Source organism: Arthrobacter mangrovi (genome assembly GCF_026011795.1).
Lineage (GTDB): Bacteria > Actinomycetota > Actinomycetes > Actinomycetales > Micrococcaceae > Crystallibacter > Crystallibacter mangrovi.
The window spans coordinates 45,272-67,901 of sequence record NZ_BRVS01000012.1; the positions used below are offsets into that span (position 1 = coordinate 45,272).

Here is a 22,630-nt window from a genome sequence, read left to right on the forward strand (position 1 = left end):
GCGGTCCTTCGCGTCACAATCGGTGCGGCGACCCTAATCATAGCTGCGCTCTTTCCAACGAACGCACCGGCTGATTGCTACCCGGCACTGCTGACCATGCGGATAAGTGAGGCCGCGTCCGAGCTCGTTGGGGGGGAAGCTCGGGCGCGGCCTCTACATCTACGTAATCGCCCCGGGTGGCGGAAAGGTTACGCCCGGTCAAAAGTTTTTCCGGAAAGTTTTGGGGCGGACCTCAGACGATTCCGGCCGGGGCCGGAGAGGGGCAGGCGGCTAGGCCCGGAGCCGGCTGGCCGGCCGGGCAACCGTCCCGGAACTAGGGCGTCAGTGGGCCTCGACGACCTCGACCTTGCTGGCCAGCCGCCGGTTGCGCAGGACCGGCAGGAACTCGCGGACCTCGTCGATCCGCCGCCGTGTCACGTCCACCGTCACGATGCCCCGCGGCTCCTCGTTCAGGTAGTCCTGCACCACGCCCATCGGATCCAGGATCGCGGAGTGTCCCACCGTGTGGCTGCTGGAGGTGCCGGCCGCGGCGACCCAGCAGGTGTTCTCGATGGCCCGGGCCTTCAGCAGGGTTTCCCAGTGGTCGATCTTGTGGTCGCCCTTGAACCAGGCCGCCGCCACGCAGATCAGGTCCGCGCCCTGGTCCGCGAGGCCCCGCGCCAGCTCCGGGAAGCGAAGGTCGTAGCAGGTCATGATCCCGATGCGCAGGCCGCCGATCTCCACCAGCTTGAGCCCGCCGTCGCCCGGTTTGATCCGCTTCGACTCCTGGTAGGAGAACGCGTCATAGAGGTGCAGCTTGCGGTAGGTCTCCACGATCCGCCCGCTGGCGTCCACGACCACCAGCGTGTTGTACGGCCGCTCCTCGCCGCTGGACTCGTAGCCGCCGGCGATCAGCGCGATGCCGGTCTCCGCCGCGACGAAGGAAAGCTGCTGGACGAACTTGCTCCAGTGCTGGTCGACGGCGGCGGCCAGGTCTCCTTCGACCTTGCCGATGGTGAACATGGACTCTTCAGGAAACAGGATCAGCTCGGCGCCGGCGGACACGGCTTCCTCCGCGAGGCTGCGCATCACCGCGATGTTTTCGGTGACGTCCCCGGACGGATCGAACTGTCCGACACTGACCTTCATGAGTGCACTCCCGTCTGCTGGCGGTGGATGTTTAACCAGACTACAGACATTGCCCTTCGACGGCGCCCGGGCCGGGAGTACGACGGCGGCACCCGCCGAGGCGGGCACGGAACCCGGGCTGCGGCGCGGGACCCCGCCGTCGTCGTTTGTGGCGAAGTCCCGCGCCCGGCGGTTACTCGGCGATCAGGTCGCGCACCACGATCGTCTGGTCCCGGTCCGGGCCGACGCCGATCGCGGAGAACCGGGTGCCGGACATCTTCTCCAGCGCCAGCACGTAGTTCCGCGCATTCTCGGGCAGGTCGTCGAGGGTCCGGGCGCCGGTGATGTCCTCGGTCCAGCCGTCGAAGTACTCGAAAATCGGCTTGGCGTGGTGGAACTCGGTCTGGGTCATCGGCATCTCGTCGTGCCGGACGCCGTCCACGTCGTAGGCCACGCAGACGGGGATGCGCTCGATGCCGGTGAGGACGTCCAGCTTGGTGACGAAGTAGTCCGTGAAGCCGTTGACGCGCGAGGCGTGGCGGGCCAGCACGGCGTCGTACCAGCCGCAGCGGCGCGGGCGGCCGGTGTTGACGCCGAATTCGCCGCCGGTCTTCTGCAGGTGCTCGCCCATCTCGTCGAACAGTTCCGTGGGGAACGGCCCGGCGCCGACGCGGGTGGTGTAGGCCTTGATGATGCCGACGCTCCGCTTGATCCGAGTGGGCCCGATGCCCGAGCCGACCGAGGCACCGCCGGCGGTGGGGTTGGACGAGGTCACGAACGGATAGGTGCCGTGGTCCACGTCGAGGAACGTCGCCTGGCCGCCCTCCATCAGCACGACCTTGCCCTCGTCCAGCGCCTTGTTCAGCACGTAGGTCGAGTCGACCACCAGCGGGCGCAGCCGGTCCGCGAAGGACAGGAAGTACTGCACAATCTCTTCGACCTCGACACTGCGCCGGTTGTAGACCTTGACCAGCAGTTCGTTCTTCTGGCGCAGCGAGCCCTCGACCTTCTGGCGCAGGATGGACTCGTCGAAGACGTCCTGGACGCGGATGCCCAGCCGGGCGACCTTGTCCATGTAGGCCGGGCCGATGCCGCGGCCGGTGGTGCCGATGGCCCGCTTGCCCAGGAACCGCTCGGTCACCTTGTCCATGGTCTGGTGAAACGGCGCCACCAGGTGCGCGTTGGCGGAGACACGCAGGCGGGAGGTGTCCGCGCCGCGGGCCTCGAGCCCGTCGATCTCTTCGAAGAGGGCCTCGAGGTTGACCACGCAGCCGTTGCCGATGATCGGGGTGGCGTTCGGGCTGAGGATGCCGGCCGGAAGGAGCTTCAGCTCATACTTCTCTCCGCCGACGACGACGGTGTGTCCGGCGTTGTTGCCGCCGTTGGGCTTCACGACGTAGTCCACTCGCCCGCCGAGCAGGTCGGTGGCCTTGCCCTTACCTTCGTCGCCCCACTGGGCCCCGACGATCACAATTGCTGGCATGGGATCCTCCCCCATCGATGCAGCGGGAACCTGAAGGAGGATTCGGCCTGCCGGCAGCCCCGCCACGCATGAGAACGCCCCGTACTCGCGCGGAGTTTTGGGGCTCTTACCAGCCAAGTTTAGCCGATATGCCGCCGCCAGCCGGAATCGGGGGACATTGGGGGTACGTTCGGCTTATGGCGGCAGCAGGGCCGGTCGCACGGATCGGCATTTCCGGATGGCGTTACGCTCCGTGGCGCGGCACGTTCTATCCCAAGGGGCTGCCGCAGCGGCGGGAGCTCGAATATGCGGCCGGGCAGCTGGACTCCCTCGAGCTCAACGGCTCCTTCTACTCGCTGCAGCGGCCATCCAGCTGGCAGCAGTGGCGCGACGCCACGCCGCCGGGGTTCGTCTTCGCGGTCAAGGGCGGCCGCTACGTTACGCACATGCAGCGGCTGCGCAACACCCGGCCGGCGCTGGCCAACTTCTTCGCCTCCGGCATGCTCGCGCTCGGCGGCAAGCTCGGCCCGTTCCTCTGGCAGACCCCGGAGAACCTGGGCTACGACCCCGCCGTCGTCGAGGAATTCCTGGCACTGCTGCCAAGGACAACGACGGCGGCGGCGCGCCTTGCGTCCGAGCACACCGACAAGGTGAAGGACCGGGCCTGGTTCGAGGTGGCCGAGGACCGGCCGCTGCGGCACGCAATGGAGGTGCGCAGCCCCACCTTCATCGACGAGCGGTTCTACGAACAGCTGCGGCGGACCAACACGGCCCTGGTCATGGCCGACAGCGCAGGGACGTGGCCAATGCTGGACGAGGTTACGGCGGACTTCGTCTACGTGCGGCTGCATGGAAAGGACGAGCTCTACGTCAGCGGGTACAGCGATGAGGACCTGGACCGCTGGGCCGGAACCGTGCGCGGCTGGCTGGACGGCACGGGCTGCCCGGACCGCAGGGGCCGGGACGCGTACGTGTACTTCGACAACGACGTGAAGGTCCACGCGCCCTACAACGCCATGGGCCTGGCCGAGCGGCTCGGCCGGCGGCCCTAGGTTCCCGGGGCTGCAGCCGGGCCGAACCGCGGAAGCGCGCGCCGCCGTCGTTATTCCCCGGGTTCAGGTGCCGAGCCGGCTGCCCGATGCCTCGAGGTAGCAGGTGCCGCAGAGCGACTCGTAGGACACGTCCTGGCCGTCGATGGCCACCTGGTCGCCGTCGAACACGATTTCGTCGCCCACCCGGCGGGTGTTGAAGACGGCCTTGCGCCCGCAGCGGCAGATGGTCTTCAGCTCCTCGAGCGTGTGGGCGATCTCCAGCAGGCGGCGCGCGCCGGGGAACGCCTCGGTGCGGAAGTCGGTGCGGATGCCGTAGGCCAGGACCGGCACGTTGTCCAGGACGGCGATGCGGAACAGGTCGTCTACCTGCTCCGGTTCGAGGAACTGCGCCTCGTCCACCAGCAGGCAGGCCACCGGCTGGACGTCGACATGTTCGAGCAGCGCGTCAGGATCCTCGCCGGAGGCCATCTGCGCGAAGCGCTCCCGCACCGGCTCGCCGGGCCGGATCAGGAAGTCCGCGTCGCGCTTGACGCCGAGGCGGGACACGATGGCCGTGTCGCCCTTGGTGTCGACGTGCGGCTTGGCCAGCACCACCCGCTGCCCGCGCTCCTCATAGTTGAACGCGACCTGCAGCAGCCCGGTGGATTTCCCGGAGTTCATGGCGCCGTAGCGGAAATAGAGCTTGGCCAACATCGTCCTTTCAAACGGTCCGGCGTCGATTCTAATGGGCGAAGGACGGCCCCGAAGACAGGAAACGGGAGCGTGCCCGCAGGCAGCTCCCGTTTCCGGTTGAAGTTCCGCTCAGCGCTCAGGCGCCTTCGATCGCGGCCTTTGCCGAGGGGTCGGACTCGTCCAGGAACTTGTTGATCCGGTCGACTTCCTCGCTCTCGCCGATGGCAGCTGCGGCGCGGCCCAGCGCGTAGAGGGCGCGCAGGAAACCGCGGTTCGGCTCGTGCTCCCACGGGATGGGCCCCGCGCCGCGCCAGCCCGCGCGGCGCAGCGCGTCCAGGCCCCGGTGGTAGCCGACGCGGGCGAAGGCGTAGGACTCGATGGTCCGGCCTTCGGCGAAGGCCTCGTCCGCCAGGACGGCCCAGACCAACGACGACGTCGGGTGCTTGGCGGCGAGGTCAATGGCCTCGTCTCCGGCGTAGAGCCGGGCCAGCACCTCGGTCTCCTCCGGCAGTTCGGTGGCGTCCGGGCCGAGCAGGTTCTTGCGGAATTCGGCCACGTCTACTTGACCGACTTTCCGGCGGAGCCGAGCTGCTGGGCAGCCTCGACAACGCGGGCGGCCATGTTCTTCTCCGCGGCGGCGCCCCACACGCGGGGGTCGTAGGTCTTCTTGTTGCCAACCTCGCCGTCAACCTTGAGCACGCCGTCGTAGTTGGCGAACATGTGCCCGGCCACCGGACGGGTGAAGGCGTACTGGGTGTCCGTGTCCACGTTCATCTTGATGACGCCGTAGGAGACCGCGTCGGCGATTTCCTGTGCCGAGGAGCCGGAGCCGCCGTGGAACACCAGATCGAACGGCTTGTCCTTGCCGATCTTGCCGCCGACCTCGTCCTGGATCTGCTTGAGCAGTTCGGGACGCAGTTTGACGCCGCCCGGCTTGTAGACGCCGTGGACGTTGCCGAAGGTCAGCGCCGTGATGTACCGGCCCTTCTCTCCGGCGCCGAGGGCCTCGATGGTCTTCAGTCCGTCGTCGACGGTGGTGTAGAGCTTCTCGTTGATCTCGTTCTCGACGCCGTCTTCCTCGCCGCCGACGGTGCCGATCTCCACCTCGAGGATGATCTTGGCGGCCGCGGTGCGGGCCAGCAGGTCTTCGGCGATGCGCAGGTTTTCTTCCAGGGTCTCGGCGGAGCCGTCCCACATGTGCGACTGGAAGATCGGATCCTCGCCGCGCTTCACCGCGGCCTCGGACTCGGCGAGCAGCGGCAGCACGAAGCCGTCCAGCTTGTCCTTCGGGCAGTGGTCCGTGTGCAGGGCGACGTTGACCGGGTACTTCTTGGCGACCTCGCGGGCGAACGCGGCGAAGCCCAGCGACCCGGCGACCATGTCCTTGACGCCGGCGCCGGACCAGTAGGCGGCCCCGCCGGTCGAAACCTGGATGATGCCGTCCGAGCCGGCATCGGCGAAGCCCTGCAGCGCGGCGTTGAGCGTCTGCGACGACGTCACGTTGATGGCAGGGTAGGCGAAGCCGCTGCTCTTGGCGCGGTCGATCATCTCGGCATAGATCTCAGGGGTTGCAACAGGCATGCGGACTCCTTGATAGAGAGACAAGTTCTTGGGGACTTCACGCCTCCATGTCCCATCCTAGCCAGCGGCCCCGCACGCGCGGCATGGACAAAGAACTGTGAAGCGTCCTCAGCCCAGAACCGCGACCAGGATGATGAAGCCCGCGAGCGCAGCGGCAGCCAGTGACAGACCGGCGGCGATCCACGCCCGTCCGGCTGCCGTGCCGCGGGCCGCGACGGCAGCGGCCGCCGAGCCGACGATGCCAATCGGGAACCCGGCGATACCGAGGATCCGGATCCAGTCGGGCGGATTCAAGGCCGGGCTCACGGACAACGCCCACAGCCATAGAAAAGCCACAACCGCGAGCGCCCCGAAGACGGTGCAGGCAATGCCAAGCCGACGGCCCTCCCGGCTCCCGGCCAGGGATGCCGCCCTAGGCTGTGCCTGGTGAAACCGTCCCTGTCCTGCTGTCATGGCGTTCCATCCTGCCCGGTCAGACGCCGATGTCCACGACGCCTGGGTCCATGATCTGCCATGAGCAGCGAGGTCCGACAGAGTCGAAAGTCGGTGGCCCGGCGCGGGTCAGACCTTCTGGCCGAACACGTGGCGCCGGATCCACGCGTGCATGGCGATGGACGCGGCCGCGGACGCGTTGATGGAACGGGTCGAGCCGAACTGGGCAATGGACAGCGTCGCGTCCGCGGCCTGGTGCACCTCCGGCGTCAGCCCCGGCCCCTCCTGGCCGAACACCAGCACGCAGTTTTCCGGGAGGTCGTAGGTCTCCAGCGGCACGGAATCCGGAAAGTTGTCGATTCCGATGATGCGCAGTCCTTCATCCTGCGCCCAGGCGACGAATTCCTCCACGGTGGGATGGTGCCGCACGTGCTGGTAGCGGTCGGTGACCATCGCCCCGCGCCGGTTCCACCGCCGTCGTCCGATGATGTGGACTTCCTTGGCCATGAACGCGTTGGCGGTGCGCACGACCGAGCCGATGTTCAGGTCATGCTGCCAGTTCTCGATCGCCACGTGGAAGCTGTGCCGGCGGGCATCGAGGTCCGCGACGATCGCCTCGTGCTTCCAGTACCGGTACTCGTCCACCACGTTCCGGGTGTCTCCGTTGGCCAGCAGTTCGGGATCCCAGTGCCCGCCCTCTGGCACCGGCCCCTCCCAGGGCCCCACGCCCACGCTCGGTGCGGCGGGGGCGGCGTTATCGTTCTCTTCCACCTTTCAAGGGTAGGCGACCCCGGCGGCCGGGCTAACGACGGCGGGACATGCCTGAGGCTCCGGCGCGCGGCTCCGATGCGGGGGCAGCGACCCGAGCTCCGCCACGCCGACGAAGCGGGCGGCACCGTCATCCGCTGCCTACATCCGGCGCTTGGTCTTCGCCGTGGCCGGAGCTGTCCACGGATCCTCGGGCCAGGGGTGCTTCGGATACCGGCCGCGCATCTCGCTCCGGACCTGGGCATACGGACCGGACCAGAAGGAGGCCAGGTCGTCCGTCACCGCGAGCGGCCGGCCGGCCGGGGAGAGCAGGTGGAACAGCACCGGCACCCGTCCGTCCACCAGCCGGGGCGTCTCCGCCCAGCCGAAGCACTCCTGCAGCTTGACCGCCACCACGGGCCGCCCGCTGTCACTCCCCACGTCCGGATAATCGATGCGCACCCGCGAACCGCTGGCCACCTCGAGCCGCTCCGGCGCCAACTCATCCAGCCGGCCGGCTTCCGGCCAAGGCAGCAGCCGACGCAGCGGGTCTGCGAGGCTGATCCGCGCAACCGGGGTTCCTCCGGCGAGCGCGTCGATCTCCGGCGCCAGCCATTCCTCGAGCCGCAGCAGCAGCGCCTGCTCGGCCATGTCCGGCCACGGCTCTCCCAGTTCGCGGTGCAGCAAGGCGAGCCGGCGCCGGAGCGCGTCGGCGGCATCGGACCAGCCGATCCTGCCCAGCCCCTCGGCCGCCAAGGCCCGGGTCACCGCCGCGTGGCCCTCCCGCACCGACGGCTTCACCGGCGTGGAGGCCAGCAGGATCGCCCCGAGCCGGCGTTCGCGCCGCGCGGCGACCTTCCCGCCGTCGAACCTCGCCTGCACGTCCTCACTCAGCAGATGTCCGGCGGCGGCTTCCGCGGTGTCCGCTGCCAGCGGTGCGGCCGCGCGGATTACGGCTCCCGTACCGGCGGCGTCGCGTCCCTGCGCGCGGGACACCTCGGCGACCGCCAGCCAATCGTGACCGGCCAGCGAGCTGCCGGCAGGAAGCCCGGCGCGGGTTCCGGAGGCCAGCAGGTAGCTCTCCTGCGCTTGGCCCTGCCCCGGCATCCGCCGCGCCACGCGCTCCGGGAAGGCGAGCCCGATGACGAGCCCTACGGCTTCCACGTCCGCCACGGGTACCTCCCTGTCAGGCCATAACACGTCCGGTACGGCGCCGCCGGCTTCCTCCCGGGCAATCGTTTCCATGCGCCGCGCTTCTTCCCGCCAGCGGCCGGAGGCAGGATGCCTGCCCGAGCGCAGCTCCGGCAGGAGCCGGGTGAGCTCCGCCCCGGGGGCCCTGGCCTCCCCCTCGACCATGGCAACCACCTCGGCTGCGCGCCCGGCGCCGGCTTTCCCTCCGAGCAGCCGGGCGCCGACCAGCAGTGCCCTGGCCAGCCGCGGGTCGGCCGGGATCCGGGCGAGCGTCCGGCCCAGCTCGGTTGCGAGGCCGTCCGGTGCCGCTGCGCCGAGGCCGAGCAGCACCTGCATGGCCTCCTCCATGGCTCCCGCGGGGGGCGCATCGGGCAGCGCCAGGCCTTTCCCTCCGGGGGCGCCCCAGCAGGCCAGGACCAGCGCCGCACCGGTCAGGTCCGTGGCGGCGATTTCGGGGGTTGGATGAGCCGGCGCCGCGGCGAAGCTTCTCTGGTCGTAGCAGCGGACCACGGTGCCCGGTCCCTGCCGGGCGGCGCGGCCTGCCCGCTGTTCGGAGGACGCCCGCGAGGCGGAGACCGTGACCAGGCCGGACATTCCCCGGTTCGCATCGCGGCGCGGCTCGCGGGCTAGTCCTGAGTCCACCACCAGCCGCACACCCGGCACAGTCAGCGAGGATTCGGCCAGGGCCGTGGAGACGATGATGCGCGGGCGGCCGCCGGGTTCGCGGCCGGAGACGGCGCGGTCCTGCGCCGCGGAACTGACCTGGCCATGCAGCTCCAGCACCTCGGTCCCCGCGGCCCTCCCGCCGAGCCGCGCTGCAACGTGGGAGACCTCGCGGGCACCCGGAACAAAGACCAGCGCATCGACATCGGGGTCACGGGTCACCGCGCGCCGATGTGCCGCGGCCGCCGTGTCCGCCACGTGGTCCAGGAAGACGCGGGTGACGCCCCGCTCGTCCAGCCGCGGACCCGGCGCCGGGACCCAGTCCACCTCCAGCGGATACAGCGCGGAAGGACAGTCGACCACGGGGGCCAGCCCGCCGCCATCGTACTTACCGATGAGGGACGCGAAGCGCGGTGCGTCCAGGGTGGCGGACATCGCCACCAGCGCCAGGTCATCGCGCAGCTGCCGGACCTCGCCGAGCATGCCCACCAGGAGGTCCGTCTCCAGTCCGCGCTCGTGCACCTCGTCAAGGACCACCGCCGCCGTCCCCTCCAGCCCGGGATCCGCGAGCAGGCGGCGCAGCAGGATGCCGGGCGTGACGAACTCGATCAGCGTGCCGGGGCCGGTCCTGCGCTCCCCACGCACCGTGTAGCCAACCCGGTCGCCCAGCCGGCCGCCGTCGAGAAAGGCCAGGCGGCGTGCCGCGGCGCGGGCGGCGACCCGGCGCGGCTGCGTGACCACCACGCGGGCCCGGGGGCGCTGCCCCGCGGAGGTGCTGCCGGCGGCGAGGTTGGCCACCAGCGGCGGGACCAGCGTGGTCTTGCCGGTGCCCGGCGGCGCCTGCACCACCGCGGTGCCCGCCGGCGCGCCCTCGTTCAGCGCCGCCGCGAGCTCGTCCAGCGACCGCGCGAAAACCAGGCCGCGACCTATGGCGGCAAGGTCGAACAGGTCACGGGCATCGGGAACACGGGGCGAGGCTGTCACGCTTCCCATTCTCCCCTCCGGCAGGTGGCAGAAGCTCCGGCGGCCCTCGCCGTGTGGACGCCGCGGTCTTGTGGAGGGTTAGTTCACCGACACGCTCTTGCCCCCGCCGGGCATGGGGAAGAACTCGTCCTCGACCCCCTCGATCAGCGGCTGGTAGATGCCCGGGTTCCACTGCGGCGACGCGTGCGCCGGCAGCGCTCCGTGGGTGACGAGGTCGGCAGTGAGCAGGTTCGCCTTGAAGTTCACGCTCCAGCTGCGGCGCGCGGTCCGATAGTCCACCGTTCTGTCGTCGGGATTGCCCATCCAGGCGATCTTGGTGTCGCCGATGCTGTGCTGGAAGCGCTTGGCGTCGAAGTGGTAGATGTATGAGGACTGCGATTGGATCAGCGTGCTGGAGACCGCCAGCGGGGACAACTGCTCCAACGTTTGTTCCAGGACCTGGCGCCAGCTGCGCTCGTGCTTATTGACGATCCGTTCGCCGAGCTCGTAGCCGCCGCGCAGGTAGCTGGGCACGCGGTAGCCGGCCTCATAAAAGAAGACGACGCTTTCGAACATCGCCCGGTCCAGCACATCGAAGCGGCTGTACGGACTGGAATCCATCATGATCAGCCGCACGTCCACACCCTTGGCCAGCATGCGGGCGGCCATCTCCACCGCGACCATGCCGCCGAAGCTGTGCCCGTAGAAGTACAGGTGCCGCAGCTGCCGCTCGTGGACGTACCGGTCCAGCACTTCGGCGAGATGCTGGAGATCCATGCCCTGGTTGGAATATCCCGCCACGGCCATCTGTCCCCGCTGCGTCAGCGCGGGTCGCAGAGAGTGCAGGATGAACAGGCCCTCTTCCCAGCTGGTCTTGTAGCCGGGAAAGAGGATCCAGCTCGTGCTGGGAAAATTCTCTTCTGCGTATGTATCGGGCAGGTTCAGGATCTGCGGAAGCCGGCGCTGCTCCTGGACGGTCTTGGTGGCCACGAGGTCGACCGCGGTGGCCAGCCCGAAGGCGGACCCGACCAGGAACGAGCGCCGCGAGACACGGTGCATCCCGGCGGCCAGCCTCAGCCGGCGGGCGTGCTCGTCCTCGCGAAAAGCCATGGTGCTGCCGGCCGCCGCCAGCGGCCTAGTCGAGGCCCAGCTCGTCCTTGCCAAAGGCGAACAGATAGGGCACGCCGGCTTCCTTTTCGATCCGCTCCTTGGCACCGGTGTCGCGGTCCACGATCACCGCCACGGCCCGGACGTCGCCTCCGGCGTTGCGGACGCCCTCCACCGCTGTCAGCGCGGAACCGCCGGTCGTCGAGGTGTCCTCCAGTACGACGACGGGCCGACCCTTCACGTCCGGCCCCTCCACCTGGCGGCCCATGCCGTAGGACTTCTGGGCCTTGCGGACCACGAACGCGTCGATCTCGCGGCCGGCGTCAGTGGCGGCGTGCATGACGGCCGTCCCGACCGGATCCGCCCCCATGGTCAGGCCGCCCGCCGTCGCGAAATCGATGCCCGCCTCGTCCAGCATCTGCAGCATGACCCGGCCCACCAGCCGCGATGCCTCATGGTGCAGCGTGACGCGGCGCAGGTCGATGTAGTAGTCCGCTTCGGCGCCGCTGGACAACGTGACCTTTCCGCGGACCACCGCCAGTTCCTTGATCAACTCGAGCAGGCGGGCGCGGTCCACGGAAGAAGTCTGGGTCATGCCCACCAGTCTAATAGTCGCGCGCGTACGCCCCGCCGACCCTTGCCAGGGGCGGATGCCCCCGTCCGGGGCTTCCGCTCATCCATTCTGCGCTGAATACTGGGACCCGTACGTCCCAAAGAGCTCAAGAGAGAAGGACACGATATGACCACGCGTCTCAATCCATACCTGAGTTTCCGCGACAACGCCCGCGAAGCCATGGCCTTTTACCACTCGGTTTTCGGCGGCAACCTGAACACCAGCACCTTCGGCGACTTCGGCGCCAGCGATGATCCGGCTGAGAAGGACAAGGTGATGCACTCCATGCTGGAGGCGCCGAACGGCCTGGTCCTGATGGGTGCGGACACCCCCAACAGCATGGATCACAACCCGGGGGACAACATCTCCATATCGCTCAGCGGCGATGACGAGGCGGAGCTGCGCGGCTACTGGGACAAGCTGGCGGAGGGCGCCAACGTTGCCGAGCAGCTCTCGAAAGCGCCGTGGGGAGACACTTTCGGCATGCTGACGGACAAGTTCGGCATCAACTGGCTGGTCAACATCGCGGGCCAGCCGCAGCAGTAGCGGCTAGCGCGTGGCAGCTTCGATGGCTTCGGGCGAGAGCACGTGGCTGATGGCCATCGAAGCCGCGCCCAGCACGCCGGCCCGCTGCCCGGCCACCGACGGTACGATGCGCAGATGCTCGGTGGCCAGCGGCAGCGACCGCCGGTAGACCACCTCGCGGATGCCGGCCAGCAGGTGCTCGCCCGCCTGCGCCAGGCTGCCGCCGATCGCTATTACCGAAGGATTGACCAGGTTGACGCACGTCGCCACGACATCGCCGATATCCCGGCCGGCCTGGCGGACCACGTGGATCGCCTGCAGGTCGCCGGCGCGCACAAGGTCGATAACGTCCTGGCTGGTCTCGGCCTCCCGCCCTTCCCCCGCCAGGACGGCCGCCAGCGCGGGTCCGCCCGCGAGTGCCTCCAGGCAGCCGGTGTTCCCGCAGCGGCACAGCACATCGCCGCCGCGGGGAACCCGGACGTGGCCGAGGTCCCCGGCCGTGCCCTGGGCGCCGCGCTGAAGCTGACCGGAGGAAATGATCCCGGCCCCGATCCCGGTGGCGACCTTGATGAACATCAGGTCCCGGACCTCCGGCCACGCGGCCGCCTGCTCACCCAGCGCCATGATATTGACATCGTTGTCCACCAGCACGGGCACGTTGAAGTAGCGCTGCACCATCGCCGGAACGTCTGCGCGGTCCCACCCCGGCATGATCGGCGGATTGATGGGCCGTCCCGTTTCATGCTCCACCGGCCCGGGCAGCCCGATGCCGATGGCTCCGAGGTCCTCGGGGGCCCGGCCCGCTCGCTCCAGCAGGCGGCGGATCGCCGAAGCGAGCCAGTCCAGCACTCTTTCCGGCCCGTCCGCGATGTTCAGCGCCTCCCGCTCTTCGACGAGGACTTCGCCGGCGAGGTCCGACAGGCTGACCAGTGCGTGCGTGGCGCCAAGGTCCGCACCTACTACCACCCGCGCTGACGGATTCAAGGCAAACAACGACGGCGGCCTGCCGCCGGTGGAGGCGGCTCCTCCGAAGGGTGCGATGTAGCCAAGCTTCCGCAGCGCTTCCACCCGGGACGCGACCGTGGACCGGGCCAGGCCCGTCAGCTGCGCCAGCTCGGACCGCGTGCGCGGCCGGCCGTCGCGCAGCAGCTGGAAAATGTCGCTCGCACCGGGCAGTGCCGGGAAGGCGCTCCCGGCCGGCGCAGCAGTGGGCTTCAACACGCTTTCAGTAAAACATGCTGCTCTTCCGTTCGTCTGCCCCCGACTAATTTCGTCCACGTGCGCTACTTTTGATTGACTATCGACAAAAGTCTGTGATCCGTGCCACAGTTGGACGCGTGGGTAAGCTCATGAGCGAACATGCCGCCCCTGATCCCTCCGCGGGGGCGGGCGAGGCGCCGGCGGGGCGCCCTGGACGAGTGCCGGTGCTTGAAGTCCGCGGGCTGGGCAAGAGCTTCTTTGGCATTCCGGTACTCCAGGACGCAGCCCTGAGCCTGCATGCCGGAGAGGTCCACGGCCTGGTCGGCGAGAACGGCGCCGGAAAATCCACCTTGATGAAGGTCCTCGCGGGCGTCTACCAGCGGGACCAGGGCACCGTCCTGATCGACGGCCGCGAAGTCCACTTCAGCCATCCCACCCAGGCGCACGAGGCCGGCCTGTCCACGGTCTTCCAGGAGTTCAACCTGCTGCCGGACCGGTCCGTGGCGGAGAACATCTACCTCGGCCGCGAACCGCGCAAGGGCCTGTTCGTCAACCGCGCACTCATGAACCGGACGACGGCGGATCTGCTCGCCTCCCTGGGCATCACCAGCATCCGGCCGACGGCGCAGGTCAGATCGCTCTCCGTGGCCGAGCAGCAGATCGTCGAGATCGCCAAGGCCATTAGCTATGACGCACGGATCATTTCCATGGATGAGCCGACGGCCGCCCTGGCCGGTCCGGAGGTGGACCTTCTCTACGCCATCATCGAGAGGCTGCGCGAGCGAGGCACGGCCATCCTCTACGTCTCGCACCGGCTGCGCGAAATCTTCGACCTGTGCGACACGATCACTGTCCTGAAAGACGGCCGCATCGTCGACACCCGGCCGGCTGCCGAGCTGGACGATTCAGCCCTGGTCCGGATGATGGTCGGCAGGCCGATGTCGGCCTACTTTCCGGACAAGCTGCCGGAGGACGAGATGGCTGAACCGCCGTCCACCACTGCGCTGCTGGAACTTTCCGACGCGGGCAACGACCAGGTCGACGGCATCAACCTCACAGTGGAAGCCGGAGAGATCGTGGGCGTCGCCGGGCTCCAGGGCTCCGGCCGCACCGAGCTCGTGCAGGCCGTTTTCGGCGCACAGCCCTTCACCCGTGGAACCATGCGGGTCGACGGCATCGAGCTGCTGCCGCGTTCGCCCCGGCAGGCCATCCGCGGGCGCATCGCCTTGATCACCGAGGATCGTAAGGCCGAGGGGCTCAGCCTGAACCTGTCCCTGCTCGACAACGCGCTCAGCGTGATCCGCTCGGTTTTCCCCCGCCGGACGGGCGCCGTAAGGCAGGAAGTCCCGGGCATGTTCTCCACCCTCGAAGTCGTCGCCCGGGACCTGGACCAGGAAGTGCAGTACCTCTCCGGCGGCAACCAGCAGAAGGTGGTCCTGGCCAAGTGGCTGGCGATCAGTCCGCGGATCGTCCTGCTGGATGAACCCACCCGCGGCATAGACGTCGGCGCGAAGGTGGCCGTTTACCGCCTGATGCGCCAGCTCGCTGCCGAGGGCGCGGCCGTGCTGATGGTTTCCAGCGAACTGCCCGAGGTCATCGGCATGTCGGACCGGATCCTGGTAATGCGGGACGGCCGCCTCGCCGGTGAGCTGCCGGCCGGTGCAGGCGAAGAGGCAGTCCTGCAGCTGGCCACGGGCGCCCGGAACGGCAACGGACACAACGACGGCGGCAGCGCACGTTCCGGCAGCTTCCCGCCGCCGGGCGGCGAAGGTGAGGGGGAACCGGCATGAACAGCACCCGCAAGGCCGGCGGTTTCTTCGCCCGCCTGTCCTCAACCCGGATCGTCTACCTCGTCGCCCTCCTGACGCTCATCGTCGGAGCCGTACTGGTCGCCACTACCGGCCGGAACTTCTTCAGCCCCGGGAACATCTCCAGCATCCTCACGGGCACCAGTGTGCTGGGCTTCATCGCCATCGGGCAGACCCTGGTCATCCTGGTCGGCAGCCTCGACCTGTCGGTGCCGTACGTCGCCAGCCTGACAAGCCTGATTGCAGCGGGCGTCATGGCCAACAGCAGCGCGAACATCCTGCCCGGCGTGCTGCTGGCCCTGGGCGCCGCCGCAGTGATCGGCTTGGCCAACGGCCTGATTGTCGCAGGCCTCAAAGTGCACGGCTTCATCGCCACCTTGGGCATGGGCCTGATCATCAGCGGCTATCTGGCCACGAATTTCAAGGGCAGCTTCGGCCAGGCTCCGTTCGCCTTCCGGCTGGTCGGCGCCACGGGCCTGGGACCGGTGCCGATCTCGACCCTGATCATGCTCGGCTGCGCCGTCCTCGCCATGCTGCTGCTTCACCGCACGCGGACGGGCCACCACATCTACGCCGTCGGCGGCGACCTGAACGTGGCCCGGATGTCCGGCATCCGCGTCCAGACGCCGATCATCACGGCCCACGTCCTCTGCTCGCTCCTGGCCGGCATGGCCGGGCTGCTGCTGGCCAGCCGCCTCGGCGTCGGCAGCCCGACCGTCGGATCCCAGGGCGGTTACGACCTGCTCTCCATCGCTGCGGTGGTCCTGGGCGGAACCTTGCTCTCCGGCGGCAAGGGAACCATCACCGGAACCCTGGGCGGCGTCCTCATCTTCGCCATGCTGGACAACATCATGTCTGTCATGCAGGTGAACCCGTTCCTGAAGGACGTGGTCCGCGGCGTCGTCATCGTGGTCGCCGTGGCCGTCTACGCCCGGCGCAGCATCGTCAAGCGGCAGCCCCGCTTCGGCCACGGGCAGCCGGAAGAACCCGCCAGGAAGCAGGAGGTGGCGGCATGAGCCGGACCATGCCTCCTGCCGGCGCCGCCGTCCTGGAGCAGAACCGCGCCGGCGCCGGCGAACGCTTCCTGCGCGGCCTGGCCACTCCCGGGGGCGCCGTTTTCCTCCTGCTGGTGGCGCTGCTGGCCGCGATCATCGTTGCCAATCCGTCCTTCGGGGAACCGGAGTCCCTCATCCGCTTCATCGGCCGCACTGCGCCGATCGCGATCGCCGCAATCGGCCAGTACTTCGTGATCGTGGCCGGCGAGTTCGACCTCTCCATGGGGTCCGTCGTCACGATGCAGGTCATTGTGGCCGGAAACCTGATCGGGGACGACGACGCCAAAGTCCTTCCGGTGCTGCTGCTCATGCTGGTCCTCGGCGCGCTGATCGGGCTGATCAACGGCCTGGTGACCACGCTGCTGAAGGTGCCCAGCTTCATTGTCACGCTGGGCATGATGCTCGCCCTGTTCGGGCTGGTGATGTTCTGGACCGGCGGCGCAGCCCAGGGGAATCCGGCCGACAGCTTCCGCCAGATCGGCCGCGGCGGGATCCAGGACGTACCGGTCTTCGGCGTCATCCCGTACCCGGTCATCATCCTGGCCGTGGCGGCCGCACTGGGATTCTGGCTGATGCGCCGGCCTTATGGGCGGACACTCATCGCCGCCGGGGACAACTCCGCCGCGGCGGCGCTGACCGGCGCCCGGGTCTGGTGGGTCCGGACCAGGGCCTTCATGCTCTCCTCGCTGGCGGCGACGGTCAGCGGAATCCTGCTGGTCGGGTATGCCGGCGTGCACCCCTCGGTCGGCCGGGGATACGAATTCACGGCGATTACCGCCGTCGTACTGGGCGGCGTGGTGCTGGGCGGCGGCCGCGGCTGGCTGCTCTCCGCCGCCGCCGGGGCCTTTGCGCTGGAGTCGCTCTTCACGCTGCTGAATTTCCTGGGTGTCGAGTCCACCTGGCGGGACACCGTGCAGGGCGTCATCATCATCGTGGCCGTGGCTGCAGCAGCCCGGTCCTGGCAGCGCCGGCGCAGGGGCAGCGCCCTTCCGGCCCGCGCCGAACAACACCGCATTACCGCAACGTCAGCAAAGCCCGCCGAGGGCACCGAACAGGGAGGAAACGGATACTGATGCGTACCAAGGGGATCCGGACAGCGGTAACGCTCGCAGCGGCATCATCGTTGCTGGCGTTGACCGCATGCACCACCGACCCGTCCGTTACAGAGGACACCGGCACCGCTTCGGAAGGCGCCTCGCCCGGTGCAACCGAGCAGACCGAATGGTTCGACCAGGCGCTCTACGACGAGCAGAACGAGCAGCGCACAGCCACTTTCGAAGGCAGCCCGGATGAGCCCTGGCTCCAGTACATCGCCGGCGACATGACCGACACGTCGAAATTCGCCAGCGAGGGCGGCCACAAGGTCTGCTTCGCCAACGCGTCCATCTCCAACCCCTGGCGCCAGACCGGCTGGATCACCATGAACGAGCAGCTGAAGGTCCTGCAGGACGAGGGCGTGGTCTCCGAGATGGAAACCCGGGATGCCAAGGACAACGACAACACCCAGATCGCGGATATCGACTACTTCATCAACGAAGGCAACTGCGACGCTTTCATCATTTCGCCCAATTCCACGGCGGCGCTGACGCCTGCCGTTGAACGTGCCTGCGAAACCGGCAAGCCCGTGGTGGTCTTCGACCGCGGCGTCGAGACGGACTGCGCGACCACGTTCATCCACCCAATCGGCGGCTTCGCCTGGGGCATCGACAGCGCGAACTTCCTGACCGAGCGGCTGCAGGAGGGCGACAAGGTTGTCGCGCTGCGCATCCTGCCCGGCGTGGACGTGCTGGAACAGCGTTGGGCGGCCGCGGAAAAGATCTTCGCCGAGAAGGGCATCGAGGCAACGGACTACTTCACCAACGCCGATCCCACCGAGATCAAGAAGATCATTTCCGACGAACTGGCCACCGGTGATGTCCAGGGCGTCTGGATGGACGCCGGCGACGGCGCCGTGGCTGCTATCGAAGCCTTCGAGGATGCCGGCAAGGACCTGCCCGTGATGACGGGAGAGGACGAGCTGAGCTTCCTGCGCAAGTGGAAGGAGACCGGTATCGACGCGCTGGCTCCGGTCTACTCCAACTTCCAGTGGCGGACCCCGCTGCTGGCCGTGCAGAAGATCTTCGCCGGCGAGGAGGTCCCGGCGGAATGGGTCCTGCCCCAGCAGCCGATCCCTGCCGAGGAGCTTGACGACTGGCTCGAGCGCAACGACGGCATGCCGGACGGGCACTACGCCAAATTCGGCGGCGAGGACCTGCCCGGCTACCCGGACGTCTGGCAGCAGCGGCAGATGCCCTGACGCCGGGCCCGCACCAACCAGCACCATCCAAGCAGCGAAGGGAGGCAGGCCGTGACGAGGCTGATCGGCGTGAACACCTGGGTATGGCAGTCACCGCTGACCGATGCCGGCCTGCCCCCTTTGCTCGACCACATCGCGGCCCTGGGCTTCGACGCCGTCGAACTGCCGCTGGAGAACGCCGGGGACTTCAGTGCCGCGGCCGTCCGCGGGGCGCTGGAGCGCACCGGCCTCAAACCCTTCATCGTCGGCGCGATGGCCCCGGGCCGGGAGCTGCTGCTGGCGGACGAGCCGACCATCGCCGCCACGCAGGAGTACCTGCGGGCCTGCATCCGGATGGCGCACGACGTTGGCGCTCCGGCCGTGTGCGGGCCGTTCTACTCCCGCACGGGGCGGGTGTGGCGGATGGATGCGGCGGAGCGCACCGAGGCGTACCGCCAGCTGCGGGAAAACCTGGCGCCGCTGGCCGCCGAAGCCGCGGAGGCCGGCGTCGTACTGGGCATAGAACCGCTGAACCGCTACGAGACCTCGCTGCTCAACACCACCGAACAGGCGCTGGAAGCGCTCGGGCCGCTGCTGGGCAACGGCGTCGGCCTTGCCTTGGACAGCTACCACCTGAACATCGAGGAGCGCTCCAGCGCCGCCGCCATCCGCACCGCCGGCGAACACCTCGTGCACCTGCAGGTCTGCGGCAATGACCGCGGTGCTCCCGGAGGAGACCAGACGGACTGGGCCGGGATCATCAAGGCTTTGGACGACGTCGGCTACGCGGGGCCGATCAATATCGAGAGTTTCACCGCGGACAACGCCTCGATCGCCGTCGCTGCATCGATCTGGCGGCCGCTTGCACCAAGCCAGGACCGGCTGGCCACGGACGGGCTCGCATTCCTGCGCAGTCTCTGACGGCGTCCCGCCGCAGCCATTAGGAAAAGAGGAAGACGATGACCGCAACCGCGTCCGGCCAGGCCGGCCCGGCAGCCATCACGGCCCCGTTGGGGGTGGCCGTGGTGGGGCATTCGTTCATGGGCAAGGCCCACTCGAACGCGTGGCGGAACGTCAGTGCCTTCTACGGATCCCCCGCCGTCGCGCAGCGGATCATCGTGGGGCGGGATCCCGGCCGGGCGGCGGCGGCGGCGGACCGGTACGGCTGGGCCGAAAGCGCCACCGACTGGCGGCGCGTGCTTGGGCGGACGGACATCCACATCGTGGATATCTGCACGCCGGGCCAGCTGCACGCCGGGCTGGCCGTCGCCGCGCTGGAAGCCGGCAAGCACGTGCTGGTCGAGAAGCCGCTGGCCAACAGCGTGGCGGAGGCCGAGCTGATGACGGCGGCCGCGGAACGCGCAGCGGCCGGCGGGACGATGTCCATGGTCGGCTTCAACTACCGCAGGGTCCCGGCCCTCGCGCAGGCTCGGGCCATGATCGCGGGAGGCCGGCTGGGCGAGCTCCGGCAGCTGCGGATCGCCTACCTGCAGGACTGGCTCGCCGACCGGGCTGCGCCGATGACGTGGCGGCTGCGCCGGGAGACGGCGGGCTCGGGGGCGCTGGGCGATCTCGCGTCGCACGCGGTTGACCAGGTGCACTTCCTCACCGGTGCGTGCATCACCGGCGTTTCCGCCCGGCTATCGACGTTTGTTCCGGAGCGCGAAGGGCCGTCCGGGCCTGAGCCGGTGACGGTGGACGATGCGGTCTGGGCGACGCTGCAACTGGATTCGGGCGCCGTGGTCTCGCTCGAGGCCTCGCGGTGCGCCACCGGCCGGAAGAATGCGCTGCAGATCGAGGCCTACGGCTCCCGTGGCAGCCTGCGCTTCGATCTGGAACGGATCAACGAACTGCATTTTTACGACGCCGAGGCTCCGGACGCACTGCAGGGTGCGGCCAGGATCCTCGTCACCGAACCGGCCCACCCCTATGTCGAGGCGTGGTGGCCGCCGGGCCATGTGCTCGGCTGGGACCATACGTTCACCAGCCAGGCCGCCGACTTCCTCTCAGCCATTGCCGGCGGGCGCCGGCCCGAGCCGTCCTTTGCCGACGGGCTGGCCGTGCAGCGGGTGCTCGCCGCGATCGAAAGCAGCGCGGCCAAGGACGGCGCCGCCGTCGGACTCCCCGTCTCCGGCCCCCCGAGCTCAAGCAGCACCGAAGCCGCCGGCGAAGCGCGCTGACCCGTCGACCCCTACGCAAAGGAGCAACCCGCAGCCATGCCACGCAACTACACGCTCTTCACCGGCCAGTGGGCCGATCTGCCGTTCGAGAAGGTTGCAGAGCTGGCCGGGCAGTGGGGCTATGACGGCTTGGAGATCGCCGTCTCCGGAGACCACCTGGACGCCTGGCGCTGGGACGACGACGCCTACATCCAGGACCGGCTGGACATCCTGGAGCGGCACGGGCTGAAGGTCTGGGCGATTTCCAACCATCTGAAGGGCCAGGCTGTCTGCGACGACCCGATCGACTTCCGGCACCGCAGCATCGTCGGCGCGAAGGTCTGGGGCGACGGCGATCCGGACGGCGTCCGGGCGCGTGCGGCAGAGGAAATGAAGCTGACGGCGCGGCTGGCGCAGCGGCTCGGCGTGAAGACCGTGGTCGGCTTCACGGGTTCCTCGATCTGGCAGTACGTGGCGATGTTCCCCCCGGTGCCGCAGGAGGTGATCGACGCCGGCTACCGCGACTTTGCGGACCGGTGGAACCCGATCCTGGACGTGTTCGATGAATGCGGGGTGCGGTTCGCGCACGAGATCCATCCCTCCGAGATCGCCTACGACTACTGGTCGACGGCCCGGGCGCTGGAGGCCATCGGCCGGCGTGAAGCCTTCGGGCTGAACTGGGACCCCAGCCACATGATGTGGCAGGACATCGATCCGGTCTCGCTGATCTGGGACTTCAAGGACCGGATCTACCATGTGGATTGCAAGGACACCAAGCTGCGGATCACCGGGCGGAACACCCGGCTCGGGTCGCACCTGCCTTGGGGCGATCCGCGGCGCGGCTGGGACTTCGTCTCGGCGGGGCGGGGCGACGTCCCGTGGGAGGCCAGCTTCCGCGCGCTGGCTGCTATCGGCTATCCCGGGCCGATCAGCGTCGAATGGGAGGACGCGGGGATGGACAGGATGCAGGGCGCGCCCGAGGCCCTGGCCTTCCTGAAAAGGTTCGATTTTGAGCCGCCGGCCGGGTCCTTCGACGCCGCATTCACGCAATAGCGGGCGGCGACGCCTGCGGCGCGGCTCAGGCCGGGCCGTCCCGCCGCGGGATCGGTATCGGACCAATCCGCCGTCGTAACTTTCCCGAAACAGGCAACCGAGTACGCTGTGAATATGCGTGAACTCCAGGGCACCATCATCGACGAAATGGGCGTCCGGCCCGCCATTGATCCCGCGGAGGAAGTCCGCAAGCGGGTCGCATTCCTCAAGGACTACCTGAAAGCCACGGGCATGAAGGGCTTCGTGCTCGGCATCAGCGGCGGCCTCGATTCGACGCTGGCCGGCAAGCTGGCGCAGATGGCCGTGGACGAGCTGGCGGCCGAGGGCGTAGAAGCGGAATTCATTGCGGTCCGCCTGCCGCACAACGTGCAGCACGATGAGGAGGACGCCCAGGCCGCGCTCCGGTTCATCGCGCCCGCCACCTCGCTGACCTTCAACATCGGCCCGGCCGTCGAGGGCTTCTCGGACGAGTTCTCCAAGGGTACCGGCGAGGAAATCAGCGACTTCGACCGGGGCAACATCAAGGCGCGGGTCCGCATGACCGCGCAGTACGCCCTGGCCGGCCACCACGACCTCCTGGTCCTCGGAACCGACCACGGCGCGGAATCCGTGACCGGCTTCTTCACCAAGTTCGGCGATGGCGGCGCCGACGTGCTGCCGCTGTTCGGCCTGAACAAGCGCCAGAACCGGCAGCTGCTGCAGCACCTGGGCGCCGAGGAACGGCTCTACCGGAAGGCGCCCACGGCGGACCTGCTCGACGATCAGCCCGGCCGGACCGACGAGGACGAGCTGGGCCTGAGCTACGACCAGATCGACGACTACCTCGAGGGCCGCGACGTGCCCGAGGCGGTCGCGGAGAGCATCGAGCGCCGCTATCTCCAGACCCGGCACAAGCGCACGGTGCCCGTGAGCATCTTCGACAAGTGGTGGAGGAGCTGACCCTTCCGCCACAGGCCGGCCGCGGT

Annotated in this window: 21 protein-coding genes; 10 read left to right on the forward strand and 11 right to left on the reverse strand. The window is 68.8% G+C overall.

Annotated elements, in window-relative coordinates:
- Nucleotides 1-321: 321 nt before the first annotated feature.
- Together AHIS1636_RS12425 and AHIS1636_RS12430 are read right to left on the reverse strand one after the other, a co-directional pair.
- A complete protein-coding gene (locus AHIS1636_RS12425; RefSeq protein ID WP_264796149.1) occupies nt 322-1,128 on the reverse strand; it encodes a carbon-nitrogen hydrolase family protein in 807 nt (268 codons plus the stop codon).
- Nucleotides 1,129-1,300: 172 nt separating this feature from the next.
- Nucleotides 1,301-2,590 carry an adenylosuccinate synthase gene (locus AHIS1636_RS12430; RefSeq protein WP_264796150.1) on the reverse strand — a complete coding sequence of 430 codons (1,290 nt, stop codon included), beginning with the start codon at nt 2,588-2,590 and terminating at the stop codon, nt 1,301-1,303.
- Between the two features lie 176 nt (nt 2,591-2,766).
- Here AHIS1636_RS12430 and AHIS1636_RS12435 point away from each other — a divergent pair, with 176 nt between their 5' ends.
- Nucleotides 2,767-3,621 (forward strand): DUF72 domain-containing protein, encoded by an 855-nt coding sequence (locus AHIS1636_RS12435; RefSeq protein WP_264796151.1) that lies wholly within the window; start codon nt 2,767-2,769, stop codon nt 3,619-3,621.
- A 63-nt stretch (nt 3,622-3,684) separates the two neighbouring features.
- On the opposite strand, the gene AHIS1636_RS12440 is transcribed toward AHIS1636_RS12435, so the two are convergent.
- The 8 genes from AHIS1636_RS12440 to pyrE all read right to left on the reverse strand — a co-directional run bounded on the left by AHIS1636_RS12440 (nt 3,685) and on the right by pyrE (nt 11,572).
- Nucleotides 3,685-4,311, reverse strand: coding sequence for a thymidine kinase (locus AHIS1636_RS12440; protein WP_264796240.1), 627 nt, complete (start codon nt 4,309-4,311; stop codon nt 3,685-3,687).
- A 118-nt stretch (nt 4,312-4,429) separates the two neighbouring features.
- The gene (locus AHIS1636_RS12445; protein WP_264796152.1) at nt 4,430-4,849 is read right to left on the reverse strand and encodes a DUF3151 domain-containing protein; all 420 of its coding nucleotides are present in this window, start codon (nt 4,847-4,849) and stop codon (nt 4,430-4,432) included.
- 2 nt (nt 4,850-4,851) lie between these two features.
- Nucleotides 4,852-5,898, reverse strand: a complete 1,047-nt coding sequence (fbaA, locus tag AHIS1636_RS12450; protein WP_264796153.1) for a class II fructose-bisphosphate aldolase — start codon at nt 5,896-5,898, stop codon at nt 4,852-4,854.
- A gap of 84 nt (nt 5,899-5,982) precedes the next feature.
- Complete coding sequence (locus AHIS1636_RS12455) at nt 5,983-6,180, reverse strand: hypothetical protein (RefSeq protein ID WP_264796154.1); 198 nt, start codon at nt 6,178-6,180, stop codon at nt 5,983-5,985.
- A 255-nt stretch (nt 6,181-6,435) separates the two neighbouring features.
- On the reverse strand, nt 6,436-7,077 hold the full coding sequence (locus AHIS1636_RS12460) for a TrmH family RNA methyltransferase (RefSeq protein WP_264796155.1): 642 nt from the start codon (nt 7,075-7,077) through the stop codon (nt 6,436-6,438).
- Nucleotides 7,078-7,215: 138 nt separating this feature from the next.
- A complete protein-coding gene (gene hrpB / locus AHIS1636_RS12465) occupies nt 7,216-9,891 on the reverse strand; it encodes an ATP-dependent helicase HrpB (RefSeq protein WP_264796156.1) in 2,676 nt (891 codons plus the stop codon).
- Between the two features lie 78 nt (nt 9,892-9,969).
- Nucleotides 9,970-10,980: a thioesterase domain-containing protein gene (locus tag AHIS1636_RS12470; protein ID WP_264796157.1), complete on the reverse strand. Its 1,011-nt coding sequence runs from the start codon at nt 10,978-10,980 to the stop codon at nt 9,970-9,972.
- A gap of 25 nt (nt 10,981-11,005) precedes the next feature.
- Nucleotides 11,006-11,572, reverse strand: coding sequence for an orotate phosphoribosyltransferase (pyrE, locus tag AHIS1636_RS12475; protein ID WP_264796158.1), 567 nt, complete (start codon nt 11,570-11,572; stop codon nt 11,006-11,008).
- A 144-nt stretch (nt 11,573-11,716) separates the two neighbouring features.
- Here pyrE and AHIS1636_RS12480 point away from each other — a divergent pair, with 144 nt between their 5' ends.
- Nucleotides 11,717-12,136, forward strand: coding sequence for a VOC family protein (locus AHIS1636_RS12480; protein ID WP_264796159.1), 420 nt, complete (start codon nt 11,717-11,719; stop codon nt 12,134-12,136).
- Nucleotides 12,137-12,139: 3 nt separating this feature from the next.
- Here the strand turns inward: AHIS1636_RS12480 and AHIS1636_RS12485 are convergent, their stop codons facing one another.
- Nucleotides 12,140-13,333 (reverse strand): ROK family transcriptional regulator, encoded by a 1,194-nt coding sequence (locus tag AHIS1636_RS12485; protein ID WP_373875840.1) that lies wholly within the window; start codon nt 13,331-13,333, stop codon nt 12,140-12,142.
- Nucleotides 13,334-13,464: 131 nt separating this feature from the next.
- On the opposite strand from AHIS1636_RS12485, the gene AHIS1636_RS12490 reads away from it, so the two are divergent.
- The 8 genes from AHIS1636_RS12490 (at nt 13,465) to nadE (ending at nt 22,604) form a co-directional block, all read left to right on the forward strand.
- Nucleotides 13,465-15,105, forward strand: a complete 1,641-nt coding sequence (locus AHIS1636_RS12490; protein ID WP_373875841.1) for a sugar ABC transporter ATP-binding protein — start codon at nt 13,465-13,467, stop codon at nt 15,103-15,105.
- Nucleotides 15,102-16,139, forward strand: a complete 1,038-nt coding sequence (locus AHIS1636_RS12495; protein WP_264796162.1) for an ABC transporter permease — start codon at nt 15,102-15,104, stop codon at nt 16,137-16,139. Before AHIS1636_RS12490 ends, AHIS1636_RS12495 begins: the two co-directional genes overlap by 4 nt.
- Entirely contained in the window at nt 16,136-17,251 is a 1,116-nt protein-coding gene (locus AHIS1636_RS12500; RefSeq protein WP_264796163.1) for an ABC transporter permease, read from the forward strand. Before AHIS1636_RS12495 ends, AHIS1636_RS12500 begins: the two co-directional genes overlap by 4 nt.
- Nucleotides 17,251-18,474 carry a substrate-binding domain-containing protein gene (locus tag AHIS1636_RS12505; protein ID WP_264796164.1) on the forward strand — a complete coding sequence of 408 codons (1,224 nt, stop codon included), beginning with the start codon at nt 17,251-17,253 and terminating at the stop codon, nt 18,472-18,474. The genes AHIS1636_RS12500 and AHIS1636_RS12505 overlap by 1 nt, the downstream gene beginning before the upstream one ends.
- A gap of 51 nt (nt 18,475-18,525) precedes the next feature.
- The gene (locus AHIS1636_RS12510) at nt 18,526-19,374 is read left to right on the forward strand and encodes a sugar phosphate isomerase/epimerase family protein (RefSeq protein WP_264796165.1); all 849 of its coding nucleotides are present in this window, start codon (nt 18,526-18,528) and stop codon (nt 19,372-19,374) included.
- A gap of 38 nt (nt 19,375-19,412) precedes the next feature.
- Nucleotides 19,413-20,633 (forward strand): Gfo/Idh/MocA family protein, encoded by a 1,221-nt coding sequence (locus AHIS1636_RS12515; protein ID WP_264796166.1) that lies wholly within the window; start codon nt 19,413-19,415, stop codon nt 20,631-20,633.
- A 36-nt stretch (nt 20,634-20,669) separates the two neighbouring features.
- Entirely contained in the window at nt 20,670-21,665 is a 996-nt protein-coding gene (locus tag AHIS1636_RS12520; protein ID WP_264796167.1) for a sugar phosphate isomerase/epimerase family protein, read from the forward strand.
- Nucleotides 21,666-21,779: 114 nt separating this feature from the next.
- A complete protein-coding gene (gene nadE / locus AHIS1636_RS12525; protein WP_264796168.1) occupies nt 21,780-22,604 on the forward strand; it encodes an NAD(+) synthase in 825 nt (274 codons plus the stop codon).
- Nucleotides 22,605-22,630: the final 26 nt, after the last annotated feature.